The organism is Colwellia sp. BRX10-3 (assembly GCF_014077505.1).
Lineage (GTDB): Bacteria > Pseudomonadota > Gammaproteobacteria > Enterobacterales > Alteromonadaceae > Cognaticolwellia.
In genome coordinates this window covers 402,224-425,194 of record NZ_JACGWA010000001.1, presented here as the reverse complement: position 1 = coordinate 425,194, position 22,971 = coordinate 402,224, and the positions used below count along the sequence as shown (strand labels likewise).

Here is a 22,971-nt window from a genome sequence, read left to right as displayed (position 1 = left end):
CTCCAATTCGATGTTAATCTCGGTCATTGCAATCTTTAACTAGGTGTTTGAATCTTTGTTTGATATCCCAATAAGAACAGTTGCGCCAAACCTATCCTTTGCCTATGGTTGATATCAATGAAACAGGAAAAATTGCCCGCGACTTACTCTGGGGCTTTCGACAACGATTAGGTACCAAAAAAGAGAGTCAACGCATTTTATCAAAGCATGTTCGAAGTACTAAAAGGCGAGTAAAACGAAAAAATATAAGTCGTTAGAAAAGTGAGTTAGGTAAGTCATGCATAAAAAATTATTGTTACCCCATAAAAGCTGTCTTACCTGCGAAAAAGATTTTGTATGGCGGAAAAAATGGCAGGCATGTTGGAGTAGTGTGCTTTATTGCTCAGAGCGATGTCGGAGCAACAAGCGCCCGAAACTTAACTCAACCCATAACGCAATTAATAACTAAAATAAGAACTAAACTCAGACCTGCACTTATAAATAAAATCATCACTGAGCTCAGCGCTAAATTAAAATATTAAAATAATGAATAAGGTAAATGTATGAAGGCAAAACATCTCAGGCTTATATTAGGCGATCAGCTTAATCCTATGCACAGTTGGTATGAACATGTTGATGCAGATGTTGTTTATGTCATCGCTGAGCTTTATCAAGAAGCCAACTACACTAAGCACCATGTACAAAAAATAACCGCTTTTTTTACCGCCATGGCTGAGTTTGCCCAACAGCTCGAAAGTAAAGGCCATCAGGTTTGTTACTTAACTTTAGATGATACTGAAATGTATCAAGACCTTACCGCACTGATTGAAGCGTTAGTTGCACGCTATGGCTGCGAAAGCTTTACTTTTCAGCGACCCGATGAATACCGATTACGTACACAATTAAAGGCTATAAAAAATCTACTAACTTTACCGGTTATTGAAGCCGACAGTGAGCACTTTTTGCTGCCATTTGATGAGTTATCAAGCCATTTTCAACCTGCTACACATGTAAGAATGGAGAACTTTTATCGTTATATGCGCAAGCGTTTTTCAATTTTGATGAAGGGCTCAAAACCAGAGGGTGATGCATGGAACTTTGATGCTAATAACCGTCAATCATTTAAAAAAGCTGATCTCAAACTTATTCCTAAACCGCTAGTGTTTGATAATTCAGCTGAGCACTATCTACAGCGGATAAAAAATCACAATATTAAAACCATCGGAAAAGAGTCTCCCAACGTTGCTTATCCGATTAATCGTGAACAATCCTTGTCATTACTGCACTTTTTTTGCCAACATCAGCTGCCTAATTTTGGTGATTTTCAAGACGCGATGACAGTCGCGTCGCCCTATGCTTGGAGCTTATACCACTCGCGTCTAAGTTTTTCATTGAACTGTAAAATGCTCAATCCAATGGAGGTTATTCAAACAGCACTTGCTGCTTATCAAAACTCAGCTGGAAGCATAACACTGGCTCAAATTGAAGGATTTATCAGGCAAATTTTAGGTTGGCGAGAATATGTTAGGGGCATGTATTGGGCAAATATGCCTAACTATGCTGAGCAAAATTTTTTAGAGGCTAACCGTAACTTACCTGACTTTTTTTGGCATGGTAATACCAAGATGCTTTGTTTAAAAAGTGCAATATCGCAATCTTTAGAACATGCCTATGCACACCATATTCAACGACTCATGATCACCGGAAACTTTGCTTTGCTTGCTGGCATATCACCAAGCCAAGTAGATGACTGGTATTTAGGCGTCTACATAGACGCTATTGAGTGGGTCGAATTACCTAATACGCGTAGCATGGCACTTTTTGCAGACGGTGGTTGGATTGCCACAAAACCCTATGCGGCTAGCGGTAACTACGTTAATAAAATGAGTGATTACTGCAAAGGTTGCCAATATAACGTGAAAGAGAAACTCGGCCCGAATGCTTGTCCGTTAAATAGTTTGTATTGGAATTTTATTGACCAAAATTATGACAAGTTTACGTCGAACCATAGAATGAGCTTTCCTATTCGTAACTGGGATAAAATGGCGCCGGCGCAAAAAATTGAGATCAGAGAAAAAGCGGCCGAATTATTAAGTGATTTAGATAGTTTGTAGATTGCCTAGAAAGCTTGCACGGTAATTAAACTATTTTCTGCCGTTGTCGTTCTTTAAGTTAAATAAGCTTAGATAAGTTAGTGAAAATTATAAATGAAGTCGTTCTGATTTAGGTTTTATTCAGCGTAAAGTTAGCAAAATATATGACTGTAAATTGGTCTTTTATTGTCGCGTATTCGTATAGCTTTACTCAGTATTTGCCAACATTATTATGCTTAGGGTTTTTTATGTCATTGTTCGTCAGTGAAGAATCAAGAATTATAGAAATGGCCTGGGAAGACAGAACTCCATTTGAAGCTATAGAGCAACAATTTAATATGAAAGAGACCGAAGTTATTAAATTTATGCGCAGTCATTTAAAGCCAAATAGCTTTAAGCTCTGGCGTAAAAGAGTGTCTGGTCGCTCGACAAAACATCTCAAACTTAGAAGCCCTGACATTTCAAGAGGCTACTGCCCAACGCAGTATAAACAGCGCTGATATAGAAAAACTGAGGTTTAACGATGCTAGTATAGCTTGATGCGATTTTACATTGTGTAGGTAAGTAAATTCCTAAGTTACAATGATAGGTTATCTAGCTACCTAAAAGTTATTCATTAAGTCATAAAACATTAAAACGCTAACCGCTGCTTTTGTTTAGATAAACTGTATTAAATTACATGCATTTTAAGCATCAAATACTCAATACTAGGTATCAGTAACGACTATGGAACAGTTGTTAAATAGTTTTTAAACAGTGTTGGTTTCTGCCATTTTCTTTTGCTTCATATAAATATTCGTCAGCTAATTTAACCAGTTTATCACTGGATATTCTAGTACTTTTAGGCTTTAACGCTGCTCCGACAGAGACTGACGTTTTAAGGATTCTGCCATTATTCTTCAAGTTTAAATTTGCCACATCTTTGACTATTTCTAAACATGTTTCTTCAAGTTTTGCTCTATTTACCCCATAGAGAATCACTGCAAATTCATCGCCACCTATGCGAAAGCCAATATCTTCAGTACGACGACATTTTTCATCTATTACGCGAGCTAGCTTTTTTAAAACCTCATCACCTATGCTATGACCGCAAGAGTCGTTGATTATTTTAAAATAATCTGCATCAACAAAAATTAAACCCAGGGTAACTTCGTCACGCACGGCAATCGAGTTTAATTTTTCTATTTGCTCTTGAAATGATCTTCTGTTGTTGAGTTTTGTTAATCCGTCTGTTATTGATTCGTTGTAAAGGCGATTGATTAATAAATAATTTTTATAGAGCGTTTTTTGGCCGATTATATTAACCAGAAGACAAATAGTTGCAACAAAAATCAAAATTACCAGCGTGAATATTAAGTCGGTTAATGGGTGGCTTAAGTGAATATTTACCGCTGCAAATACGCAGAGAATAATCACAGTGGCTATGGCTGCAGGTTTGATCGGCAGAACCATAAGTAAGCAGCCAAACATTATAATGAGTATTAAACCAAGCTGAGAAAATGAAAAACCATTTATGTCAGAAAGATAATAGATAAAGGTGTGATTTAAGCCCACAGCCAAGTAGATAAACAACATTAATAATATGTTTGAACGTATCGTTATCGGGGGGTTGAACCAATATATGCAATTTAAATACAATAAGGGCAGTATCACTAAAACTAGCCTAGATGTTAGTGTTAATATGTATATTTCACTGGGGAATTTAACTACATCCATAATGGCAAATGCTAGGTATAAGAGTAATCCGGCTGTTAAAGCCCCACGCCTAACGTTTAAGCATTGCGACATCAAAAAATGGGAGAACTTCTCTCTATTATCAGTCTGCTTGTTATTACTCGGAACTGCTGTATCCATATAATATAAACTTTAACCCATATCTATAATGCATAGTCTTTTGGTTTATTGCGAAAAAATCGAGCATGTAATAACTTTAAAAATAATAATATTTTGAATCTTTTACATTTTTTTAATCTTTTACAATGTGTAACACTTTTATTGGGAGGGTGCAATTTAATAGCATAATAAAACTATGTTTATAAAATGGCCAAGTAGTATCTACTCAGTTTTAAGTGTTTCTAAGTCTTAATGAATGCTCATACTGAGTCAGGCTAGTAGTTAACATGTATTAACAGCTTAGCCATTTTAGCAATCACTTATTTAACTATTCAGTCGGCCTACGTAGTTGTATTTAACTTTCCTTACTGTCGTTTTTCGCGGGTAAACCTGTTTGAAATAGTAACTTAAAAATGCACTGAAATAAGGCAGATACAAAACTATTGGCGTGAATTTAAATTTGTGGCCAAAACTAGTCGGCGATAAACATCAATTAACTATATTACAAACATCATTAGTCAATGGCTAAAAAGTAATGCAAACTAGCAACCAGCATTAGCTAGCCGGTTAATTGCTAGCTAATGTTGTTTTCGCAGCATATTTTAGTCAACATAATCAGTCCATTAATTGGGCATATACTTCTTCTGGATAGATATTATGAATTTAGATAAATCAACAAAACGAATAGCAAAAAAAGTTAAGGCTGGTTTTCAAGGCTACCCTCAAATTACCTTGGCATATTTTGGTGAATCTGAAAATTGCGCATCACAAGTGGTGGTTAGTTTTGTTTTAGAAGCAGGTGCTGATGCTCAGGAAGAAAAATTCTCTAGTGCCGGTGATGTGCGAAAAGACGAGACTATTCAAACGACTATAGTAAAAATTATTGAGCGAGCCGAGGCTAAAACTGTTCTAGAAGTCGCAGGTGTAAGCTTAATTAAATAACTTAAGTGAATGAAAATTGGTTAATCAATTAAAGCGCTTACTGTAGTTTAGACGTTAGAGTAAACCTCCTGAATAGTTCAATAAAAGCGTAAATAAAGAGCTTTCAATTTAGGTGATAGATAAATTATCTGTGCTGAATAATAGTTATACTTATTTTTTATATCCAGCGATTCAGACGGCAGCGATTAATTGTCATTAATAAGCTTAATTATGATGTTATTTTTTATTAAATATTGATTCTGGTTAATTTAATCTCTATATTTGCCGCACTTTTACCCGATTCTTAACCTCAGACATGAATACTTTTAAAAAGCCATTAGCAGTTATTGCTTGTATTGCCATCACCAGTTCTTTTTCTACTTATGTTTATGCATCTGAAAGTACTGAAATACAAAGTGCTGTCGTTATTTCTGACGTTTCAAATACTGGTTTTTCTGGACGTGTTCGCCTGGGTTATATTTCAATTAATGACGAAAATGAGGCTAGTGCTCAAGGTTCAGCCGTGGGTGCAGCGCTAAATTATAGCAGTGGAAGTTGGCATGGTATCAGTGCAGCAGGCAGTTTATATGCAACACAAAAACTATTTCACGATGATAATAGTGATTTTTTTGCCTCTAACGGTGATAGCTATACCATTTTAGGACAAGCCTATTTGCAGGCAAATATCGCTGCGACAGAAGTTAAAGTAGGGCGTTTTGGTTTTGACTCTCCTCATGCTGATATGGATGATATTCGCATGGTGCCAAATACCTTTTCAGGTGTTTTAGTTACTAACACTGATATTGCTGATACTACAGTTTATGCGGCACATTTAACGAAATGGTCTGGGGTTGATAGCGACAAACCAGAAAAATTTACTGACCTTAACGACAGTGCTGGTGTCAACGTATTTGGCATTGTGTATCAAGGCTTTGATAATGTAGCCTTACAAACTTGGTATTATAAAGCGAATGATTTAGCCGACCTTTTCTACCTTGAGGCTATGGTTGAATTTGATGATTTCTCATTTGGCGCGCAATTTGGAAAGCAATCAGATAATAGCGATAACCATACCGGCCCAGACGGTGACGTTTATGGCGTTTTGGCCAGTTATACGTTAAATAACTTCACCTTTAGCTCTTCGTATAATTATGTTTCGGGCACCATTATTAATGGCTTTGGTGGTGGACCATTTTTTACCAGTGCTGCAGACCACACCATTGAAGGCGTATTAGATCAAAATGCTTTTGCTGTTGGTGTTGACTATAGTGGCTTTGAAAATCTAACCATAGGTTTATTAAACGTTGCCTTTGATAAAGGTGAAGATGAAATAGACATTTTTGTTAGTTATTATTTTGGTAACGATATGGCGTTTGATTTTATTTATCATCATTTGCATCAAGATGGCGAAATGGTTTTAGCCATGTTTAATATGGGTTTTTAGTCTTACCTATTAACTTAATAAATTAGCATGTGTGAGCCTTTTAAAATTTGGCTCATTAAATGATTTTATCATTATTTTAATCTTGTTTCGCTTTGCAGAGGTTATTGAGTGACAGAACACTGAATATGTTATCATCTCGATTTATTGCCTTATTGAACATTTCATGATTATATCGCCATGACAAACCTTACTCCCTGTTTTACGTTGTTTTCTCAGTCCATTGACCTTTTAACGCTGCCAGAAAAGTTTACTTTCCCCTTTTATTATCAACCACAACCTTTAGCGATAGCGGCAGTTGAGCAGTTACAGCAACAGCTTGAAATGCTAGCGCCATGGTTGGACAACACCGATGCGGATGATGTCAGTGCGGGTAAAATGTTTGGCGTATTAGTGGTGCAAAATAGCCTGCAACAGCTCGGGTTTCTAAGTGCATTTTCGGGACAACTTGAAAGCGAATCAACTGAGATTAATTTTGTACCAGCAGTTTCTAATATGCAATTACAAGACTCAGCATTCTTAGCTGAAAATCGCATTATTAACAATATAAACGCGGATATTAAGCAGTTAGAAAGTAGTCAGCAGCTAAGTGCTATCAATAAAGAACTTAGTGAAGCAACAGCAACTTTCCAACAAGCATTATCAGCGCAACAACGTTTAATCGTGGCGAGTCGTCTGCAAAGAAAACAGCAACGCTGTGAAGCTGTTGGGCAACTTAATGAACATGAATTTGAGCAGTTAAAAACCAGGTTGGCAGGGCAAAGCATTCAAGAGAAAAAGCAATTGCAAGCGCTCAAACAAAATGGGCAAAACAAAGTCGAATTATTGCAACAAGCCTTAAGCCAACTCACCAGTGAAATTGACAAGTTAAAGAAATTACGTAAATCACGTTCAAAACATTTACAGAAAAAACTTTTTGCTCAATATGATTTTCTCAATGCCATTGGCGAAACGAAAGATTTAAATGCTATTTTTGCCGAACTACCTGAACATATGCCACCGGCTGGCGCAGGTGATTGTGCTGCACCGAAATTATTGCAGTACGCTTATCAACATAACTTAATCCCTATTGCTATGGCTGAGTTTTGGTGGGGCGCTGCGCCAAAATCGGCCGTTCGACAGCATAAAAACTACTACCCTTCATGCTACAGTAAATGCCAGCCAATTTTATCTCATATGCTTAAAGGTTTGCAGGTTGATGATAATCCGCTGTTGATCAATCCCGCACTTGGTAAAGACTTAACCATAGTTTATCAAGACTCAGATATGTTGGTAGTAAATAAGCCTGCCGAGTTTTTATCTGTGCCAGGTAAAAATATAGAAGATTCGGTTTATATGCGTATTAAAACGCAATTTCCTCAAGCCTCTGGGCCGCTTATTGTCCATCGTTTAGATATGTCGACTTCAGGACTCTTAATTATTGCTCTCAATAAAAGAGCCCATAAAGCGCTGCAAAAACAGTTTATTGAACGCACTATAGAGAAACGTTACGTCGCCTTGGTTGCAGGAAACGTAGTCGAAGACGTTGGTAGCATTGATTTACCACTGACGTTAGATTTTGATGATAAACCGCGACAATTGGTTTGTTATCAACACGGCAAACACGCGCTAACCACGTGGCGAGTGTTGGAGCGAAAAAATAACACTACGCGACTACATTTGTTTCCTAAAACCGGCCGAACTCACCAACTTAGAGTGCACTGTGCGCATAAGTTGGGCTTAAATATGCCGATTGTTGGCGATGATCATTATGGCGTGAAAGCTGAACGATTACATTTACATGCAGAATATTTGTCGTTATCGCATCCGATTAATCATAGTAAGTTAGAGTTTGAAGTCGCTGCAGATTTCTAACATTAAATTCGGCATAAAAACTTGAATAATGACTGCTTAATTAAAGTGACGAATAAAGACTCAGCTGTATAATTTTATGTATCTATTAAAACTTGATTTTAAAGTGTCGGGTGTAGACAAGATAAAATTAAACATTTGATTGTTTATTAATGAGTAATCAACCGTTAGTTTTTGTTAGTGGTAATAATAGCATTGAGTGAAATTAACTTAAGTAAATTAGTATCTTGCAGTTATTTTAACTATCTATTTGAAATGGTCGCGATGGCTATATTTTGTTCGTTATAGACGATATCTAACTGCAAGTTAAATTTATTAGCGAGCCGTTGAGCGATAGTCAACCCAATGCCAAACCCTTGCTGATCGAGCACAGGTTTCGACGATATACTTTGTTTTAATTCGTTTTTAATGCTGACTTTATCTTGGTTTATAGTAATAGTAATTGGACTGTTGTTACTATGCTGGAGCGCATTCGTTAATAAGATAGATAATAACGTTTCAATAACTTCCTTTATCGCAACAATATTTACCGGCGTTTTTAATACCATCGTATTAATAGCAATTGTTTGTTTCTTTATCTCTGCCAATGGTGTTAATTCGTCAACAAGTTGCTGGCATATCTGAACCACATCAACTTGATAAGTCGGTAGTAATTGTTCTGACTCCATCAAATATAAAATAGTGTTACTCAAACGTGTCATTCGGTTGAGTGAGCGAGTTAATCGTTCAATGGCTTTTTTATCTTGGGTTTTAAGTGCTAATAATTCTAAAGTTGCCAGTGATGATTGAATGGGAGTGCGCAACTCATGGCTAAGATATTCTAAACCTTGTTTTTCACGGCTGAGTATATCAATTTTTTGCTGCCACACTTGAGAAAATAACTGGCCAAATTGTGCTAGCTCATCGATAGATTGAGCCTCAGAAAATTGCGCTAATGCTATGGGAGATTCACTTTGCTTGATGGTGGTTAATAGTTGTTTGAAATGCTCTTGTAGTTCGCGTATGAATTTTTTTGCTAAAAATGATGCTATTGCTAAAAATATGATAATCCAAGGTAAAATCATAATAAGCAGCTTATTAGATATCGACGCAATAGAATTTGTTTTACTGGTATCTAAAGCCAATATGAACACTTCTTTGCTGTTACTAAACTTTGAGCGCAGTATATGTATCGTATTCCCTTGCGGGTTGTTTAGTTCTATTGCATCGTTTTGCGCCAAATGCGTTAGTTGATCAAGCCAAGCTTTTGGTGCTTCAGTAGCTGAATAGATTTGAATATGGCTAGGTATGCCTTTAATCGATTTGTTAACAGCAACAATATTACTAATATCAATGAGCTGTTTTTCAAGAAAGTAATCTTCCATAGAAAATAGGAAGAAAAAAGTGACGGCGATGAAGAATAAACTCGTTAAAGAAGTATGTAGCCACCATTGAAATTTAAGTACAGAGGCCAAGCTTTTCTTAGTCATTAGAACCTGCTTTGTTTTCACTGACTTGATCTACAATTGCTTGTTCTATATCGGGAACTGACAATTGGTAACCTATGCCACGTATCGAGGTAATAATTTTTTGCTCTGAATAACGTACAAATTGCGAATTAATCTGTGAGATGTGTGATTTTAGCGGATTACTTTTAGGTATTTCATCTTGCCAGATAATGGCGCAAAGACGATCAGTACTTAACGGTTTTGGGTGACTACGCATCAAGGCAATCAGCAGTTTTAAACCTATGCTATGCAATTGGATCTGTTGTATCTCATGTTGAGAACCATGAGGTAACTTATAGTTAACTGCGCCACTTTGAATACAAACAGATAGCGGTCCAAGTGAAATCTCAAATTGTTCCTGACTATTAATATGGGCATTAAGCGCCTTTATTCGAGCCAATAATTCTTGCATCGAAAAGGGTTTTACCATGTAGTCAACTGCGCCTGATTCAAAAGCTTTAAGTTTATCTGCTAATACACCTCTGGCGGTAAGAAACAAAATTGGTTGTTTAATTTTATGTTCTTGCTTAAGTTCACGACATAACGAGATGCCATTGCCATCTGGCAAATTGACATCCATTATGATCAAATCAAAGGTCGTATTTGACAATAAATTTTTTGCTTGCTCAACACTGTAAGCAAAATCTACGCTCATTGCTTGATATTCGAGGTAATCGGCAATGCTGGCAGCTATGTCGATATCATCTTCAACGAGTAGTATTTTCACGCAGCTCTAACCAGTTATAAACCATAGGTATTAGTTCCTTTTCCAATATTTTATTGCCGGCTTTACCTGTCCAATAAAAACTCTATTTACTTAAGTATTACTTATGCCGAAGCGGTAACCTGAGTTGCTGTAGTAATGCTCTGTTATGCTAGGAATTTCCTTTGGCAATTGACTTGTGGCCATTGACTTGTGGCCATTAGGGCTGCATGTTCTTTACTCACAATATCAGGATAAGATCCTGGCGTCATCAGCAAGTTTACAAATTTAGAATAGTCTGCAGCGGTTAAGACTAAAACACTTCTCTCTGATTCAGCCGCTTGTATTTTAGTAAGGCCATTTTCTGGCTGTGCTACCAAACCAATTATTACTGTACATAGCAGCTAGGCGACTAGCACGCTCGGGTTCAACATAAAAGCTAGTGTCATTCATGTCTAATTTACTGAACAAGCGACTATTTGCATAAATAGTTCCTTTAACTTCATCATTAAGGATACTTTACAAGATGAAGGTAAAACGGAGGTAATATGATTAAATGCTAAAAAAATGACTTTATTGTCAGCCAAACTTGCGCACTGGTAAATGCCCAGCTTGTTGCTATCTCAGCAACATAGTTTTTCATGATAGTAAAATCTTTTTGAGCAAATATTTGCTGATGTACAATAACGGTTTCAAGAGATTCGATATTTTTAATGCTATCGAGAGGGTTCTTAGTTAGTAACAATAGATCGGCTATTTTATTTTCTTCAACACTACCAAATTGCGTTTGCTGGTTTGAAAATTGTGCGGAATCAATCGTCGCTATCTTCAAAATGTCTTTGGAGGCTATTTTTGCTTTATCAAATTCTAATAGTTCATCCCAAAGTGCACTGCCATGAAATGAATAAGGATCTGGTGAGTCGCTACCTGCTAACAAGCCTATGCCTACTTCATGGGCTTGCTTAGTTATAGTTAAACCAAGTTTGTAGAAGTCGTTAGATACTTTGCTCGACTCCTTTCTACCCAGCATAAATGCATCGATATTCCATAAAGTACGCAGTAAATAAGGCACATATTTTAGACGTTCATCATTGATATAAGCTTCATCATCATAGCGCGCTTCCCAGCGTCTTGTAATATGGGTTGGGCAATACCAAGTATCATTACCTTTAAATGCTTTAAAGGTATTTTCTGCCAAGCGAGGTTGATAGCTGTTAATCATTTCACTATATATTTCATCTTGAGTGCCTTTGCCCTTAAATGAACCATTGAGGTAAGTATCTCTTAATGAAGAGCTTTCATAGATAATAAATCGGGCATGCTCAAAACTTTTCATACCAAGGTTTGATGCTTCAATGGCAGATACCTTTCGTGGCTTATGTCCTACTACATTTAATCCTACTTGGTTTGCAGCAGTCATAATGTCATAAAAAAATTCTTTCGGTGGATTGTTTTCTAGTGTTATTTTAATAAAATCGACACCGCTTTTTTCCAGTTTTGTAAAAACTTTAAGAATAGTTTCAAAAGGGGGGATTTGGTCTTCATTATCCCATATGTCGCCGAATTCTTCGATTTGATAGACTGCAGAAGTGCTGATATAAGGACCAATAAGCTTTTGATTACTGATTTGACTACGCCATTGATCACGATCTTTTAGGGACATGAGAATGCTTTCATCAGGACTTACTTCAGCAGGAGAACCAAAACCCATTTCACGTACATGGGTCACGCCGTGGGCAATTAGCAGCGGAAAATGCAGTTCAGGGGAATGGTGCATAAAGTGAGTGTGCATATCCCAAAGACCAGGCATAACAAACTGATTTGAACCATCGATAACAACTGCGTTCTTGTTTGTGATCAGAGGTACTGTGGATATTTTTTTAATGTAATTATCTTGAATGAGAATGTTCTGGTTTGGAATAGTTGTGCCATTGATTACATCAATGATTGAAACATTATTAATAACTAATGTTTGGTACGTTTGACCGGCTGAAAAATTTGTTAAGGGTAGTAGTAAACCAATACTGATTATCACCATGATACTAAACAGGCAGAAAATTAGCAGCTTGGATAATCGCTTAAGATATATTTTTATCACTTTCATAAGGTTGAGCCTTTTGGTCACTCTGGTGATAATAAGAATACAGGCTGAATGTTAAATGAAAGTTAAAAAGAAAGTGTATATCTGGATTTTCAGCCAACATTGTTGAATTCGTCAGGTATGTTAACCATTTTACAACCTTAACGATCTCAAATTCAAAATTAGTCTCCACAATATGGACTAGGACTCAACAGGTATAACTCATCATAACGTTTCATCCAATAGTGACTTAAATACGGCACTTCCTCCTTTATAAAACTCTACTATCTTAAGCACCTATCGCGGTAAATAATATTCTCTAATTCAATAGCTATAAATCTGGTCAAATACTGTACAAATGGTCAAGTAATAAATTGTGCAATAGCATTTTTTAAAAATACGATTAATTATAAGTAGTATATCTATTTATATTTCTATAAAAAGTCGATTGAAATTTGACCAGATGGTTAGGTTATGAGATATTTCAGGCTGGATACAGATTAAATTGATTAGATGTAGTGCTCTGTTGAAGGTTGTAATATTTTTGACATTTAGTCATGAAATACTATGAGAAATACTACCAATAGGAATAATAATGAAACTAAAATCCCCTATAATATTTGCTTATTTTTGTGCATCGCTAGCGCAAGCTAGTGATATTACCGATGCATGTTTTAACTGCCCGCCACTAGATAAAGTTGCCGATGCAGGCAGTTTTAATGATGGAAATTACTATGCTGATGTTTTTGCGGCAATTAACAATAATTTGTTAGCAAGCGAAATAAAAACAAACATAACCAGTGCAATCAGCCAAAACCACAAAAACTTATCTTATTCAGAAGTGTGGTCGGCCCTAACTCAAACTGATGAAGACCCTGCTAATACAGCTAACGTAATTTTACTTTATAGCGGCATTTCATTACCTAAAATGTCAAATGGTAGCGGTTCGCAAAGCACCAACCCAGATAACTGGAACCGTGAGCATGTTTGGCCAAAAAGTCATGGTTTTTCAGCTTCAAGTTTAGAAGCTTATACCGATATTCATCATTTACGTCCTACCGATATTTCAGTGAATTCGTCGCGCGGAAATTTAGATTTTGATAACAGCGATGCCCCTTTGTCTGAAGCGCCGGCAAATAGAGTTGATAATGACTCTTTTGAACCTAGAGATTCAGTTAAAGGTGATGTGGCCCGTATGGTTTTCTATATGGATACGCGTTATGAAGGTTTCGATGCAACGCCTGATTTACAAGTTGTTGACCGTTTAACGGCTGTTGGCGCCAGCGAAATTGGTCGTTTATGTCGATTACTTGAATGGCATGCTGCAGACCCTGTTGATGCTACAGAGCAAAACAGACATAACCGCATTTATGAATATCAAGGTAACCGTAACCCTTTTGTTGATCATCCTGAGTGGGTAAGTTTATTGTTTAGCGCCGAAGCTTGTACTGGTGCAGGTGGAGGAAATACTGGTGGTGGCGATACCGGCGGTGGAGATACTGGCGGCGGAGATACTGGTGGTGGCGATACTGGCACACCATCATCAAGCGCCTTGTTTATTTCTGAATATGTTGAAGGCAGCAGTTATAACAAAGCACTAGAACTTTATAATGCCTCAAGTAGTGAAATAGATTTAACGGCTGACAATTACCAATTAGGTCGTTTTAGTAACGGTGGCACAACCGCATCAATGATCAACTTGGATGGTATCGTCGCTGGAAATGGCACATTTGTCATTGCAAATTCAAGAGCTTCAAACGCGGTGCAAAGTCTTGCTGATCAATTAAGTGGCTCACTCAGCCATAATGGTGATGACGCTTACGTATTGTATAAAAATAACGAAGTAGTAGATTCTTTCGGACTTGTTGGTGAAGACCCAGGCTCTGCTTGGGGTAGTGATACTTATACCACCAAAGACAATACTTTACGTCGCAACAGCAGCGTTGTCTCTGGCGACACCGTTATCGATGATGCCTTTGATCCTGCACAGCAATGGACCGGTTTTGGTAAAGATGTATTTTCAGACTTAGGTCAGCACGTCGTTATTAATCCAGAAATTTTCATTTCTGAGTACATTGAAGGCAGTAGCCTTAACAAAGCGCTAGAATTTTATAACCCTTCTGGAAATGCCGTCGATTTAAGCGCGGGCAATTATCAACTAGGCCGTTTTAGCAATGGTAGTACGTCAGCAACCATGATTAACCTTGACGGTGTAATTGCTGGGAATAGCGTTTATGTGATTGCTAATTCTGCTGCGGCTTCAGCAATACTTGACGTTGCCAACCAAATATCCAACTCAGTCAGCCATAACGGCGATGACGCATATGTATTATATAAAGATAATGTTGTCATCGATTCAATCGGCCGTGTTGGTGAAGATCCTGGCTCACAATGGGGCAGTGATTTACAAAGTACCAAAGATAATACTTTAGTGCGCAAAAGCTCAATAAGCGTGGGCGATACCATCATTGATGATATCTTTGACCCTGCATTGGAATGGGATGGTTATGCTAATAACACCTTTGACTTTATCGGCAGCCACGAAAGCAATGGTGGCGAAGACCCTATTAGCCTTATTGGCGAATGTACTTCCCCAGCAACGTTAATCAGCGCTGTGCAAGGTGCAGAATTTTCATCACCATTAGTTGGTGAAGCGCATATTATTGAAGGTGTAGTAACGGGTAGTTTTCCTGCGCTAAACGGCTTTTTTATGCAAGAAGAAGTTATTGATCAAGATGCCGACCCACTAACATCAGAAGGCATTTTTGTTGCATTGAGCAGCGGCGAATATCCTGCGGTAAATACTATCGTTAGGGTAATTGGTAGCATCTCAGAAAGTTATGGCAAAACACAAATCAATGCAACAGAAGCTACATTAGATTGTGGTGTTGATAGCGTATTAGCCAGCAATTTAACTTTACCGTTTAGTTCGAGTGAAGCACGGGAAAGCATCGAAGGCATGTTAGTCACTATTTCTGATACGCTAACCGTCACTGACAACTACAGTCTAGGCCGTTACGGTGAAGTTGCTTTATCAAATGGTCGGTTGTATGTACCAACCAATATCTATCTTCCAGCCTCAGCTGAGTATAGCGCTTTAGCGGCTCAAAATGTCCTAAATAAAGTCACGCTTGATGATGGTGTTAATGGTTCAAACCCTAAAAATATCATCTACCCAACCAATGGCTTATCAGCAGCAAATACGTTACGTGCTGGAGATACGGTAACGGCGTTAACCGGTGTAGTGGATTATAGTTTTGGTAATTATCGAATTATTCCTGTTGAACCGCCGACGTTTGAGAGTGTTAATTTGAGAACTGATGCACCTGAGCTAGCTAGCGGCAACCTGCGTATCGCAAGTTTTAACGTATTAAATTATTTTAATGGTGATGGTTTAGGTGGTGGTTTCCCTACGTCAAGAGGCGCAGATAGTGTTGAAGAGTTTGACCGTCAGCGCAGTAAAATAATTGCGGCTATAACCAAGATGGATGCCGATATAGTTGGTTTACTTGAAATGGAAAATGACGGTTTCGGTGAGCATAGCGCCATCCAAGATTTAGTTCACGGGTTAAACCTTGTGGCACCGGCTAATGTTCATTACAGTTTTGTTAATCCAAATATTCCTGCTGATGCAGCAACGGGAGTAGAACTTCTCGGTGGTGATCGCATTAAGGTGGCGATGATTTACAATGATAAAGCTGTGACTGAATTTGGTACGACTGCTTATTTAACTGCATTCCCATTTGAATATCATAACCGTCCACCTATGGCGCAATCTTTCAGAGCTATTGAAACGGGCGAGCGTTTAACCGTAGCGATCAATCACTTTCGCTCTAAAGGCTGTTCAAGCAGTGGTGGCATTGAAAATGAAGATAAGCTTGATGGCCAAGGTTGTTATAACCTACGACGTGTTCAAGCGGCAGAAGCGATCACGGCTTGGTTAGCGACATATCCAACCGGTATTGCAGATGATGATATATTAATCATCGGTGATCTGAATGCTTACAGTAAAGAAGACCCGGTAAAAACCATTGAAAATGCTGGTTTTACTAACCTTGCTCAACAGTTTATCGGCGATATGGCGTATAGCTACGCTTACCGAGGAGAAATTGGCACGTTAGATCATGCTTTGACGTCAACGTCATTAAGCGAAAAAGTGATTGATGTTACTGAATGGCATATCAATGCTGATGAGCCGACTATTCTTGATTACAACATGGAATATAAAAATGCCGAGCAGCTAGTTACTATGTACGACAGTAATGCCTATCGCGCATCCGACCATGATCCTGTGTTAGTTGAAATTGAGGGTGTAACGCCACTTATTTCAGTGAAAGAAGTGCATACAGACCTTGGCACAAAATCACGCTGGAGCACTTTTAAATTTGAAGTACCAGAAACGTCTGTAAGCTTTACCGCTAAAATTATGGGTGGCGCAGGTAACGTTGATTTATATGTTCGAGCAGGTAAAAAACCTAATACACAGAAGTTTGATTGTCGCCCTAAGTTAGCTGGCAATGAAGAAAGCTGTGTGATGGATTTACCCAGTTCAGGTACTTGGTATATAAGATTACGCGGCGAGCGTCATTACAGTGATGTAACCCTAACTTTGGAAGCTTTATACCCAGAGCCGCTAAATAATTAGGCGGTGAATAATCAGTGAGCAAACTGTCTTATTTAGATTTGCTACTGACATGAGTAATCTAGAGGAAACACGCTGAATTATCACTGTTAATTTAATTTAGCGAAATTCATTAAAAAAACATCTGCCCATTGGGTAGATGTTTTTTTTGATCTTACCTCGCTAAACTAGGTATTTGGTGTTGATATTTATGGTTCAATCATCGTTATCAACAATACAATTTAGCAAACATGTAGTGGTATATTTCTTATGATTTCTGAGGTTATTAGCTTGTCAAAAATTAGGCTTATGCGTTATTAGTTGATTACTCAATTATAATTTCTTTTAGTAGTATGGCGGCATCGTCAAACTCATAAACTTCAACTTTTGCCATAATGTTTTTCAGTTGTTGATGGTAGGCTTGCTGTTGAGTCATTGATAATAAAGTTTGAATGGTATCGATAGCGGAAACATCATAATTATCTACGTCAATTTTTAATTGCGCAATAAGGGTTTTACAGGTTGAAATATTGAAAATCATCTCTGCTGACACCGAATGATTTATTGCGGCTAATGCCACTTGAATACGACTTAGTTCATCCTGACATTGTGTTAAAATCAATGGCGATATATTGTGTTGGTTAGCACTGCTCTCTAATAATTGGCAAAGCTGATAAAGCTGCGTAGCACCAATATTGCCAGCTACACCTTTCAAGGTGTGTGCTAGACGCTCTATGGTGGCAAAATCATTTTTATTTAATGCTGCTTCTATAGGTGCTATCGCATTTGCATAGTGGTCTTTAAATTTAAGTAATAAGCGCTGATAAAGTTCGTGATTATTTTCCGCTATCGCTAAACCTGCTTTTATATCGATACCGTTAAGGTCAGGGAGAGTAATTTGCTTATTTGCTTGTGTTAATAACAGGGCGCTATCGTCGTTGTTACTGTTTTTTTTATGTGAGTTATATGAATTGATTGGTGTCACCCATTGTGCCAACTTTACAAATAATTCACTGGTGTTGATCGGCTTACCAATATGTTCATTCATTCCTGATTTTAAAGCTTTTTCACGATCGCCTGCCATCACATCGGCAGTCATAGCGATAATAGGTAAATCGATAAATCGTGGATCTTGACGGAGTTCTCGCGTGGTGGTGTAGCCGTCTTTAACGGGCATTTGGCAATCCATTAATACACCGTCAAAGTGTTCATTATTAATGCGCTCTATTGCTTCTTGGCCATTATTGCTTACCACCACTTCAATACCATGATTATTTAATAATTCAGTGGCCAATTCTTGATTTATTTCATTATCTTCAACGAGTAATATTTTAGCACCTTGCAGTGTGTCTATTGCAGAAGGTGCTTCGTTATCAAATAAATTATATTTAACACTTCGCAGATTTTCGTAGCCTAAAGCTATCAATAAGCTGTCAAGTAAGTTTGAGGTCGTTATCGGTTTAAAAATGGTGGAATACTTTTCATCTCCTTCGAGTGCTAGTACCGACATTTTTCGTTTATTTGGCAGAATATGTAATATGGGTAAATCAATATTGGCAGCTCGAATTAACCCAATATCGCTGCAGTTTTTATTGTCACTGCAATTTATAAGGTCGAATAACAAGGCATCAAAAGTGTTGGTTTGCTGTTTTAGTTTAGGTAATGCCTGCGCGACAGAGTGATAGTTTTCGACCTTAAAACCGAATGATTTTAAAATTCGCTGTAAAATTGGCTGATAGGTTTCATTGTCTGTTATTAAGGCAATTTTCAAACCTGTTATCGAAGTTAAGTTAGATTTTTTAGATTCAATATTTTCTAGCGACTGGCTTCGATAGCTAAGTGTAAAATGAAATTTACTACCGTTATTTTCTTCACTTTCAAGCCATATTTCGCCACCTAATAATTCAACAAGGCGTTTGCATATGGCTAATCCCAAACCTGTGCCACCATATTTTCGAGTTGTTGATGAATCGGCCTGACTGAAAGATTGGAATAATTTCTCTTGTTGCTGTGTATTCATCCCTATGCCGGTATCACAAATAGAGAACTTTAACGTTACCTTATCTTCATGCTTATTAAGGCATGAAACGTGGACTTTTATTTCACCTTTTTCAGTGAATTTAGCCGCATTGCTACCGAGGTTGGTGAGTATTTGGCCAAGGCGTAGCGGATCACCAATTAGATTAAGCGGCACGTTTTTATCAATATCAAAAATCAGCTCAGTTTGTTTTTCGTTAAGTTTATCAACTAACATATTACTGAGATTATCTAAAATATCGTCTAAGCAAAACGGGATTGTTTCAATATCAAGTTTATTAGCTTCAATTTTTGAAAAGTCCAAAATATCATTAACGATACCCATTAATGATTCGGCAGCAAGATTAACCTTAGCAATATGATTTTGTTGCTCTGGTGTTAAGTTAGTTTTTAGTGCTAACGCCGACATACCAATAATGGCATTCATGGGGGTGCGAATTTCATGCGACATATTAGCTAAAAAGTTAGATTTGGCTTTAACCGCATCTTCGGCTAAAGATTTTGCATGGGCGAGTGTTTGCTCTGCCATTTTTTGTTCACTGATATCAACAAAAGTGCCTAAAAGTCCGCCAGCACTGCCATCAGCCTTTGCAAAACTTTTTACCCAATACATGGTGGTATGGGCTAACCCATCGCCATAAACAAGCGAAATTTCTTTTCGTACCATACCCATTGAGGCAATAATTTCAGTATCTTCCGCTTGATAGGCTTTGCGGTCTGCTAAGGGTAAATAGTGTAAGTCGAGTACCGTTTTGCCAATAATATCTTCTCGTTTAACATTAAAGGTTTGTTCGTAAGCTTTGTTTACGTTAGTAAATGTTGAGTCAGGGGCTTTAACAAATATTGGGTAAGGAATGGTATCGGCCAATGCCTGCTGGAATATAATGTGTTCAGCTAATGCTGCGTCATGCAGTTTACGTTCGGTAATATCTCTAATAATGGCAACAATAAAACGCTCATTATGGATATCAAGTGCGCTAACCGTTACTTCTGCAGAGAACTCACTGCCATTTTTTCGCTTTCCGGTAAGTTCGAGTAATTGTTTTTCTGGCGTTGACTCATGCAGTATTTGGTCAAAAATATGTAAACTTGTTTCTTCGGGTAATAGTTGCTCAATTTTTTCACCGATCAGCTCAGATTTTTCATAGCCAAACATGGTTAATACTTGTGAATTGACCATGCTGTGTTCTCGATGTTTATCTAACATTAATATGGCGTCAGGTGCTGACTCCATTAACGCGGTAAATTGTGCTTGGGCTGCATTTCTTTGCGTAATATCGATTAATGTTAATCGCACCTCAATTAACTGTTCAACTTCATTATAAACAGGGAGGGCAGACAACATGGTGTCTATCGTTTGTGTATCGTTAATATCTACTGGAATTTCACACTTTAAAGGGTGAGATTTAGTTTGAAATATTTTATGTACATAATGCGCTGGCGCAACAAAGTTTTGCCAATTTAAGGACGTAAACGTTTCTCTTGGTCGCTTAAACATATGCGCAAATGCAGAGTTGTGCTTAATAAACACACCTTGCGCGTTTAACGTGGCATATGCGACTGGCGCATGTTCGTATAACTCCCACAATGCTCGTTCACGTTGATGTAATTCAACCGTGCGCTTTACCACCAGTTGCTCTAGTTCTTCTTTTGAACGGCGCATATATTTTGTTGAACGTTGTCCGACAGAAATGGTAAATATGTTCGATGTTAAGGTTAATAACAGAGTGATAAAAGCAATTAACATCAATTTGTTACGCAGTGAATTTACCCCAGACATGGCTTCATTTGCGTTGATTTCTGTTGTGATGCCTAAACCATACTTATTGTCCCATAACCAAGCGCCAAAAACGGATACACCACGATAGTCGTTATATCCCAAAACATTACTGGTTATTTTATTACTGGTAATTAAGCTAATGTTATCTGAACGGGCACTATTAACGAGGTGGTTTGCCATAAATGTGAAGGGTAATTGCTGACCATCAATAACCGTATCAGGGTGTTGCATTAGATTTATTTGTGGGTCTTTAAGTGCGATGGGCTGTTTGCTTTTACTGAATGCTTGAAAATAGCTTATTGCAGCAAATTCAGTCTCAAAACGACTTCTGGAAAGCATTTGTCCTTGTCTACTGACTAAATAACTTTCGCCAGAGTCGCCAATACGGCCTTGCTGCATAATGTTAGATATTTGGCCACTAGGTTGAATTCGCATAGACAATGCCGCAATAACCTGATTACGATCATTAATGATCGGCGTGATCATAAACATACTGTATTGGTCTATGGGATTGTTAGGGTTACTTAATGATCCTAATACATCCAGTTTTTTTGGTGGCACAAAGTGACTTTCTCCGGCAAAAACAGCTGCGATAATATCGGGATGTTGCTGTGCTATTACGTTGATTTTATCTAAGTTTTCATCACGATTAGAACCAATGTTGATGTGTTCAGAGCTAATAATGGAGAAGTCTATTCCTTCAATGCTACTTTGACGAAAATATTGACGAATTTTTTGTGTGGATTCTGACGTTCTAAGCGTTTCGTTTAACGCCGACTGCAAGTGCAATTCTCTAGTAAGTTTGACCACAATGTCATTTTTAGCTATTTGTTTTAATAACCTTTCTTGTTCGCTGATCCAATCATGGAGTCGAGTTTTTGTTGCTTCGACCACAAATTCAAGGTTCCTTTGCATGTTGGCTCGGGTGATTTTTTCATCATCTTGCAGTGTCAGGTAAATAACAGTGAATATAATCGCAATATTGAGTATCGATATGGAATGTACGATGAATGGAAATTTGCGCGATGCCATAAATGAGGCTAGGCGTTGTTGGCTAATTATTTTTGGTAGTAGCAGTGTAGAAAAAATTAATAATAATGATATCAATATCATCATGATAATTAACAAGGTGCTACTATCGAAGGTACTGTGCTTAGGTGCAAAGCTGTTTAGGGCATCTTCGAGTAATAAATTATGGGGTATAAAAGGCGTATCTATCATGCCAAGTTGGTGATAAATTTCACTGATTTTTTCCATACGGGTTCTAGTGATTGAACCCAGAGGAATAAATTTAGCTAAAATTATTTTACTGATTTCGTTGGCTTCAAAAACTAAATGGTGATGAGACTTTCCTTGGCTATTATATTTATCTTCAATTAACTTAATGATTTCTGCTTGATGGTTAAGTGCATACTGCCAACCTTTAATGGTTGCTTGACGAATAGCCTGTACACGTTGAGGATTGTTTTTAACCTCTGACTCGCTGGTAAAAAGACTGTCACCATAAAAATCAATACCGTAGTCTCTAGGGCTAATAGTTAATATATCAATACCTGCTTGCTCAAACTCGAACGGCTCATTGGTGCTATAAGTTAAAATAGCATCGGTTTCACCAAGTGTTAATGCGGCAAAGCTGCCACTTTTCTCTTGCCAAGTAAACGCTGACATATCTTGTTCTGCTTGCATTAGCATGGCAGTAATCGGGGCAAAGTTTTTCCATTTTTTATCTACCATGATGCGCTTACCAATCAGATCAAATGGACTGGCGATGCTGGAAGATCGCAATGTTGTGATAGTTGTGGGGGAATGCTGAAATATTTGTGCAACAATAACGACAGGTTTACCCTGACTTTTAGCAATGATTAAGCTAGAGTCATTTATGCCATAATCTGCTTTACCCTCAATAATATAATCTTCAATGGCACCTATTTCTTTGCGTTCTCTTAACTCTACATCTAATCCTAACTCTTGATAAAAGCCTTGTTCTTTTGCCGCATAGTAACCCGCATATTGAAATTGGTGAAACCAATTGAATTGAATGGAAACTTTTTCGAGTTCTTGCCCTGTGCTTTGGCGGCTAATAAGTAAAGTTAATAGACAGAATAAAGCCAATAAGGCTTTTTTATTACGCAAAAATTTCAACAT

At 37.6% G+C, this 22,971-nt stretch carries 13 protein-coding genes; 7 read left to right on the top strand and 6 right to left on the bottom strand.

The window, feature by feature from the left end:
* Positions 1–277: 277 nt before the first annotated feature.
* From H4J38_RS01865 to H4J38_RS01855, 3 genes are all read left to right on the top strand, one after another.
* The gene (locus tag H4J38_RS01865; RefSeq protein ID WP_182128918.1) at positions 278–448 is read left to right on the top strand and encodes a DUF2256 domain-containing protein; all 171 of its coding nucleotides are present in this window, start codon (positions 278–280) and stop codon (positions 446–448) included.
* Positions 449–542: 94 nt separating this feature from the next.
* On the top strand, positions 543–2,093 hold the full coding sequence (locus H4J38_RS01860) for a cryptochrome/photolyase family protein (RefSeq protein WP_182128916.1): 1,551 nt from the start codon (positions 543–545) through the stop codon (positions 2,091–2,093).
* A gap of 227 nt (positions 2,094–2,320) precedes the next feature.
* Complete coding sequence (locus H4J38_RS01855; RefSeq protein ID WP_182130072.1) at positions 2,321–2,572, top strand: TIGR03643 family protein; 252 nt, start codon at positions 2,321–2,323, stop codon at positions 2,570–2,572.
* 238 nt (positions 2,573–2,810) lie between these two features.
* Here the strand turns inward: H4J38_RS01855 and H4J38_RS01850 are convergent, their stop codons facing one another.
* Positions 2,811–3,647: a GGDEF domain-containing protein gene (locus H4J38_RS01850; protein WP_182128914.1), complete on the bottom strand. Its 837-nt coding sequence runs from the start codon at positions 3,645–3,647 to the stop codon at positions 2,811–2,813.
* A 915-nt stretch (positions 3,648–4,562) separates the two neighbouring features.
* Here H4J38_RS01850 and H4J38_RS01845 point away from each other — a divergent pair.
* The 3 genes from H4J38_RS01845 (at position 4,563) to H4J38_RS01835 (ending at position 8,121) form a co-directional block, all read left to right on the top strand.
* Positions 4,563–4,847: a hypothetical protein gene (locus H4J38_RS01845; protein WP_182128912.1), complete on the top strand. Its 285-nt coding sequence runs from the start codon at positions 4,563–4,565 to the stop codon at positions 4,845–4,847.
* A 295-nt stretch (positions 4,848–5,142) separates the two neighbouring features.
* On the top strand, positions 5,143–6,270 hold the full coding sequence (locus H4J38_RS01840) for an OprD family outer membrane porin (protein ID WP_182128910.1): 1,128 nt from the start codon (positions 5,143–5,145) through the stop codon (positions 6,268–6,270).
* A 177-nt stretch (positions 6,271–6,447) separates the two neighbouring features.
* Positions 6,448–8,121: an RluA family pseudouridine synthase gene (locus tag H4J38_RS01835; protein ID WP_182128908.1), complete on the top strand. Its 1,674-nt coding sequence runs from the start codon at positions 6,448–6,450 to the stop codon at positions 8,119–8,121.
* 239 nt (positions 8,122–8,360) lie between these two features.
* On the opposite strand, the gene H4J38_RS01830 is transcribed toward H4J38_RS01835, so the two are convergent.
* The 4 genes from H4J38_RS01830 to H4J38_RS01815 form a co-directional block, all read right to left on the bottom strand.
* On the bottom strand, positions 8,361–9,587 hold the full coding sequence (locus H4J38_RS01830; protein WP_182128906.1) for a HAMP domain-containing sensor histidine kinase: 1,227 nt from the start codon (positions 9,585–9,587) through the stop codon (positions 8,361–8,363).
* The gene (locus H4J38_RS17330; RefSeq protein WP_182128904.1) at positions 9,580–10,332 is read right to left on the bottom strand and encodes a response regulator transcription factor; all 753 of its coding nucleotides are present in this window, start codon (positions 10,330–10,332) and stop codon (positions 9,580–9,582) included. Before H4J38_RS17330 ends, H4J38_RS01830 begins: the two co-directional genes overlap by 8 nt.
* A gap of 143 nt (positions 10,333–10,475) precedes the next feature.
* Positions 10,476–10,688, bottom strand: a complete 213-nt coding sequence (locus tag H4J38_RS01820; protein ID WP_182128902.1) for a hypothetical protein — start codon at positions 10,686–10,688, stop codon at positions 10,476–10,478.
* 179 nt (positions 10,689–10,867) lie between these two features.
* The gene (locus H4J38_RS01815; protein WP_182128900.1) at positions 10,868–12,412 is read right to left on the bottom strand and encodes a hypothetical protein; all 1,545 of its coding nucleotides are present in this window, start codon (positions 12,410–12,412) and stop codon (positions 10,868–10,870) included.
* A gap of 571 nt (positions 12,413–12,983) precedes the next feature.
* Here H4J38_RS01815 and H4J38_RS01810 point away from each other — a divergent pair.
* The gene (locus tag H4J38_RS01810; protein WP_182128898.1) at positions 12,984–17,033 is read left to right on the top strand and encodes an ExeM/NucH family extracellular endonuclease; all 4,050 of its coding nucleotides are present in this window, start codon (positions 12,984–12,986) and stop codon (positions 17,031–17,033) included.
* Between the two features lie 301 nt (positions 17,034–17,334).
* Here the strand turns inward: H4J38_RS01810 and H4J38_RS01805 are convergent, their stop codons facing one another.
* Positions 17,335–22,971 (bottom strand): ABC transporter substrate-binding protein, encoded by a 5,637-nt coding sequence (locus H4J38_RS01805; protein WP_182128896.1) that lies wholly within the window; start codon positions 22,969–22,971, stop codon positions 17,335–17,337.

Bases quoted from the DNA above. Each gene is read 5' to 3' on its own strand.
- H4J38_RS01815 (WP_182128900.1), bottom strand. From the start codon at position 12,412: ATGAAAGTGATAAAAATATATCTTAAGCGATTATCCAAGCTGCTAATT.
- H4J38_RS01805 (WP_182128896.1), bottom strand. From the start codon at position 22,971: ATGTTGAAATTTTTGCGTAATAAAAAAGCCTTATTGGCTTTATTCTGT.
- H4J38_RS01865 (WP_182128918.1), top strand. From the start codon at position 278: ATGCATAAAAAATTATTGTTACCCCATAAAAGCTGTCTTACCTGCGAA.
- H4J38_RS01810 (WP_182128898.1), top strand. From the start codon at position 12,984: ATGAAACTAAAATCCCCTATAATATTTGCTTATTTTTGTGCATCGCTA.
- H4J38_RS01845 (WP_182128912.1), top strand. From the start codon at position 4,563: ATGAATTTAGATAAATCAACAAAACGAATAGCAAAAAAAGTTAAGGCT.
- H4J38_RS01860 (WP_182128916.1), top strand. From the start codon at position 543: ATGAAGGCAAAACATCTCAGGCTTATATTAGGCGATCAGCTTAATCCT.
- H4J38_RS01855 (WP_182130072.1), top strand. From the start codon at position 2,321: ATGTCATTGTTCGTCAGTGAAGAATCAAGAATTATAGAAATGGCCTGG.
- H4J38_RS01840 (WP_182128910.1), top strand. From the start codon at position 5,143: ATGAATACTTTTAAAAAGCCATTAGCAGTTATTGCTTGTATTGCCATC.
- H4J38_RS01835 (WP_182128908.1), top strand. From the start codon at position 6,448: ATGACAAACCTTACTCCCTGTTTTACGTTGTTTTCTCAGTCCATTGAC.
- H4J38_RS01830 (WP_182128906.1), bottom strand. From the start codon at position 9,587: ATGACTAAGAAAAGCTTGGCCTCTGTACTTAAATTTCAATGGTGGCTA.
- H4J38_RS01850 (WP_182128914.1), bottom strand. From the start codon at position 3,647: ATGTTGTTTATCTACTTGGCTGTGGGCTTAAATCACACCTTTATCTAT.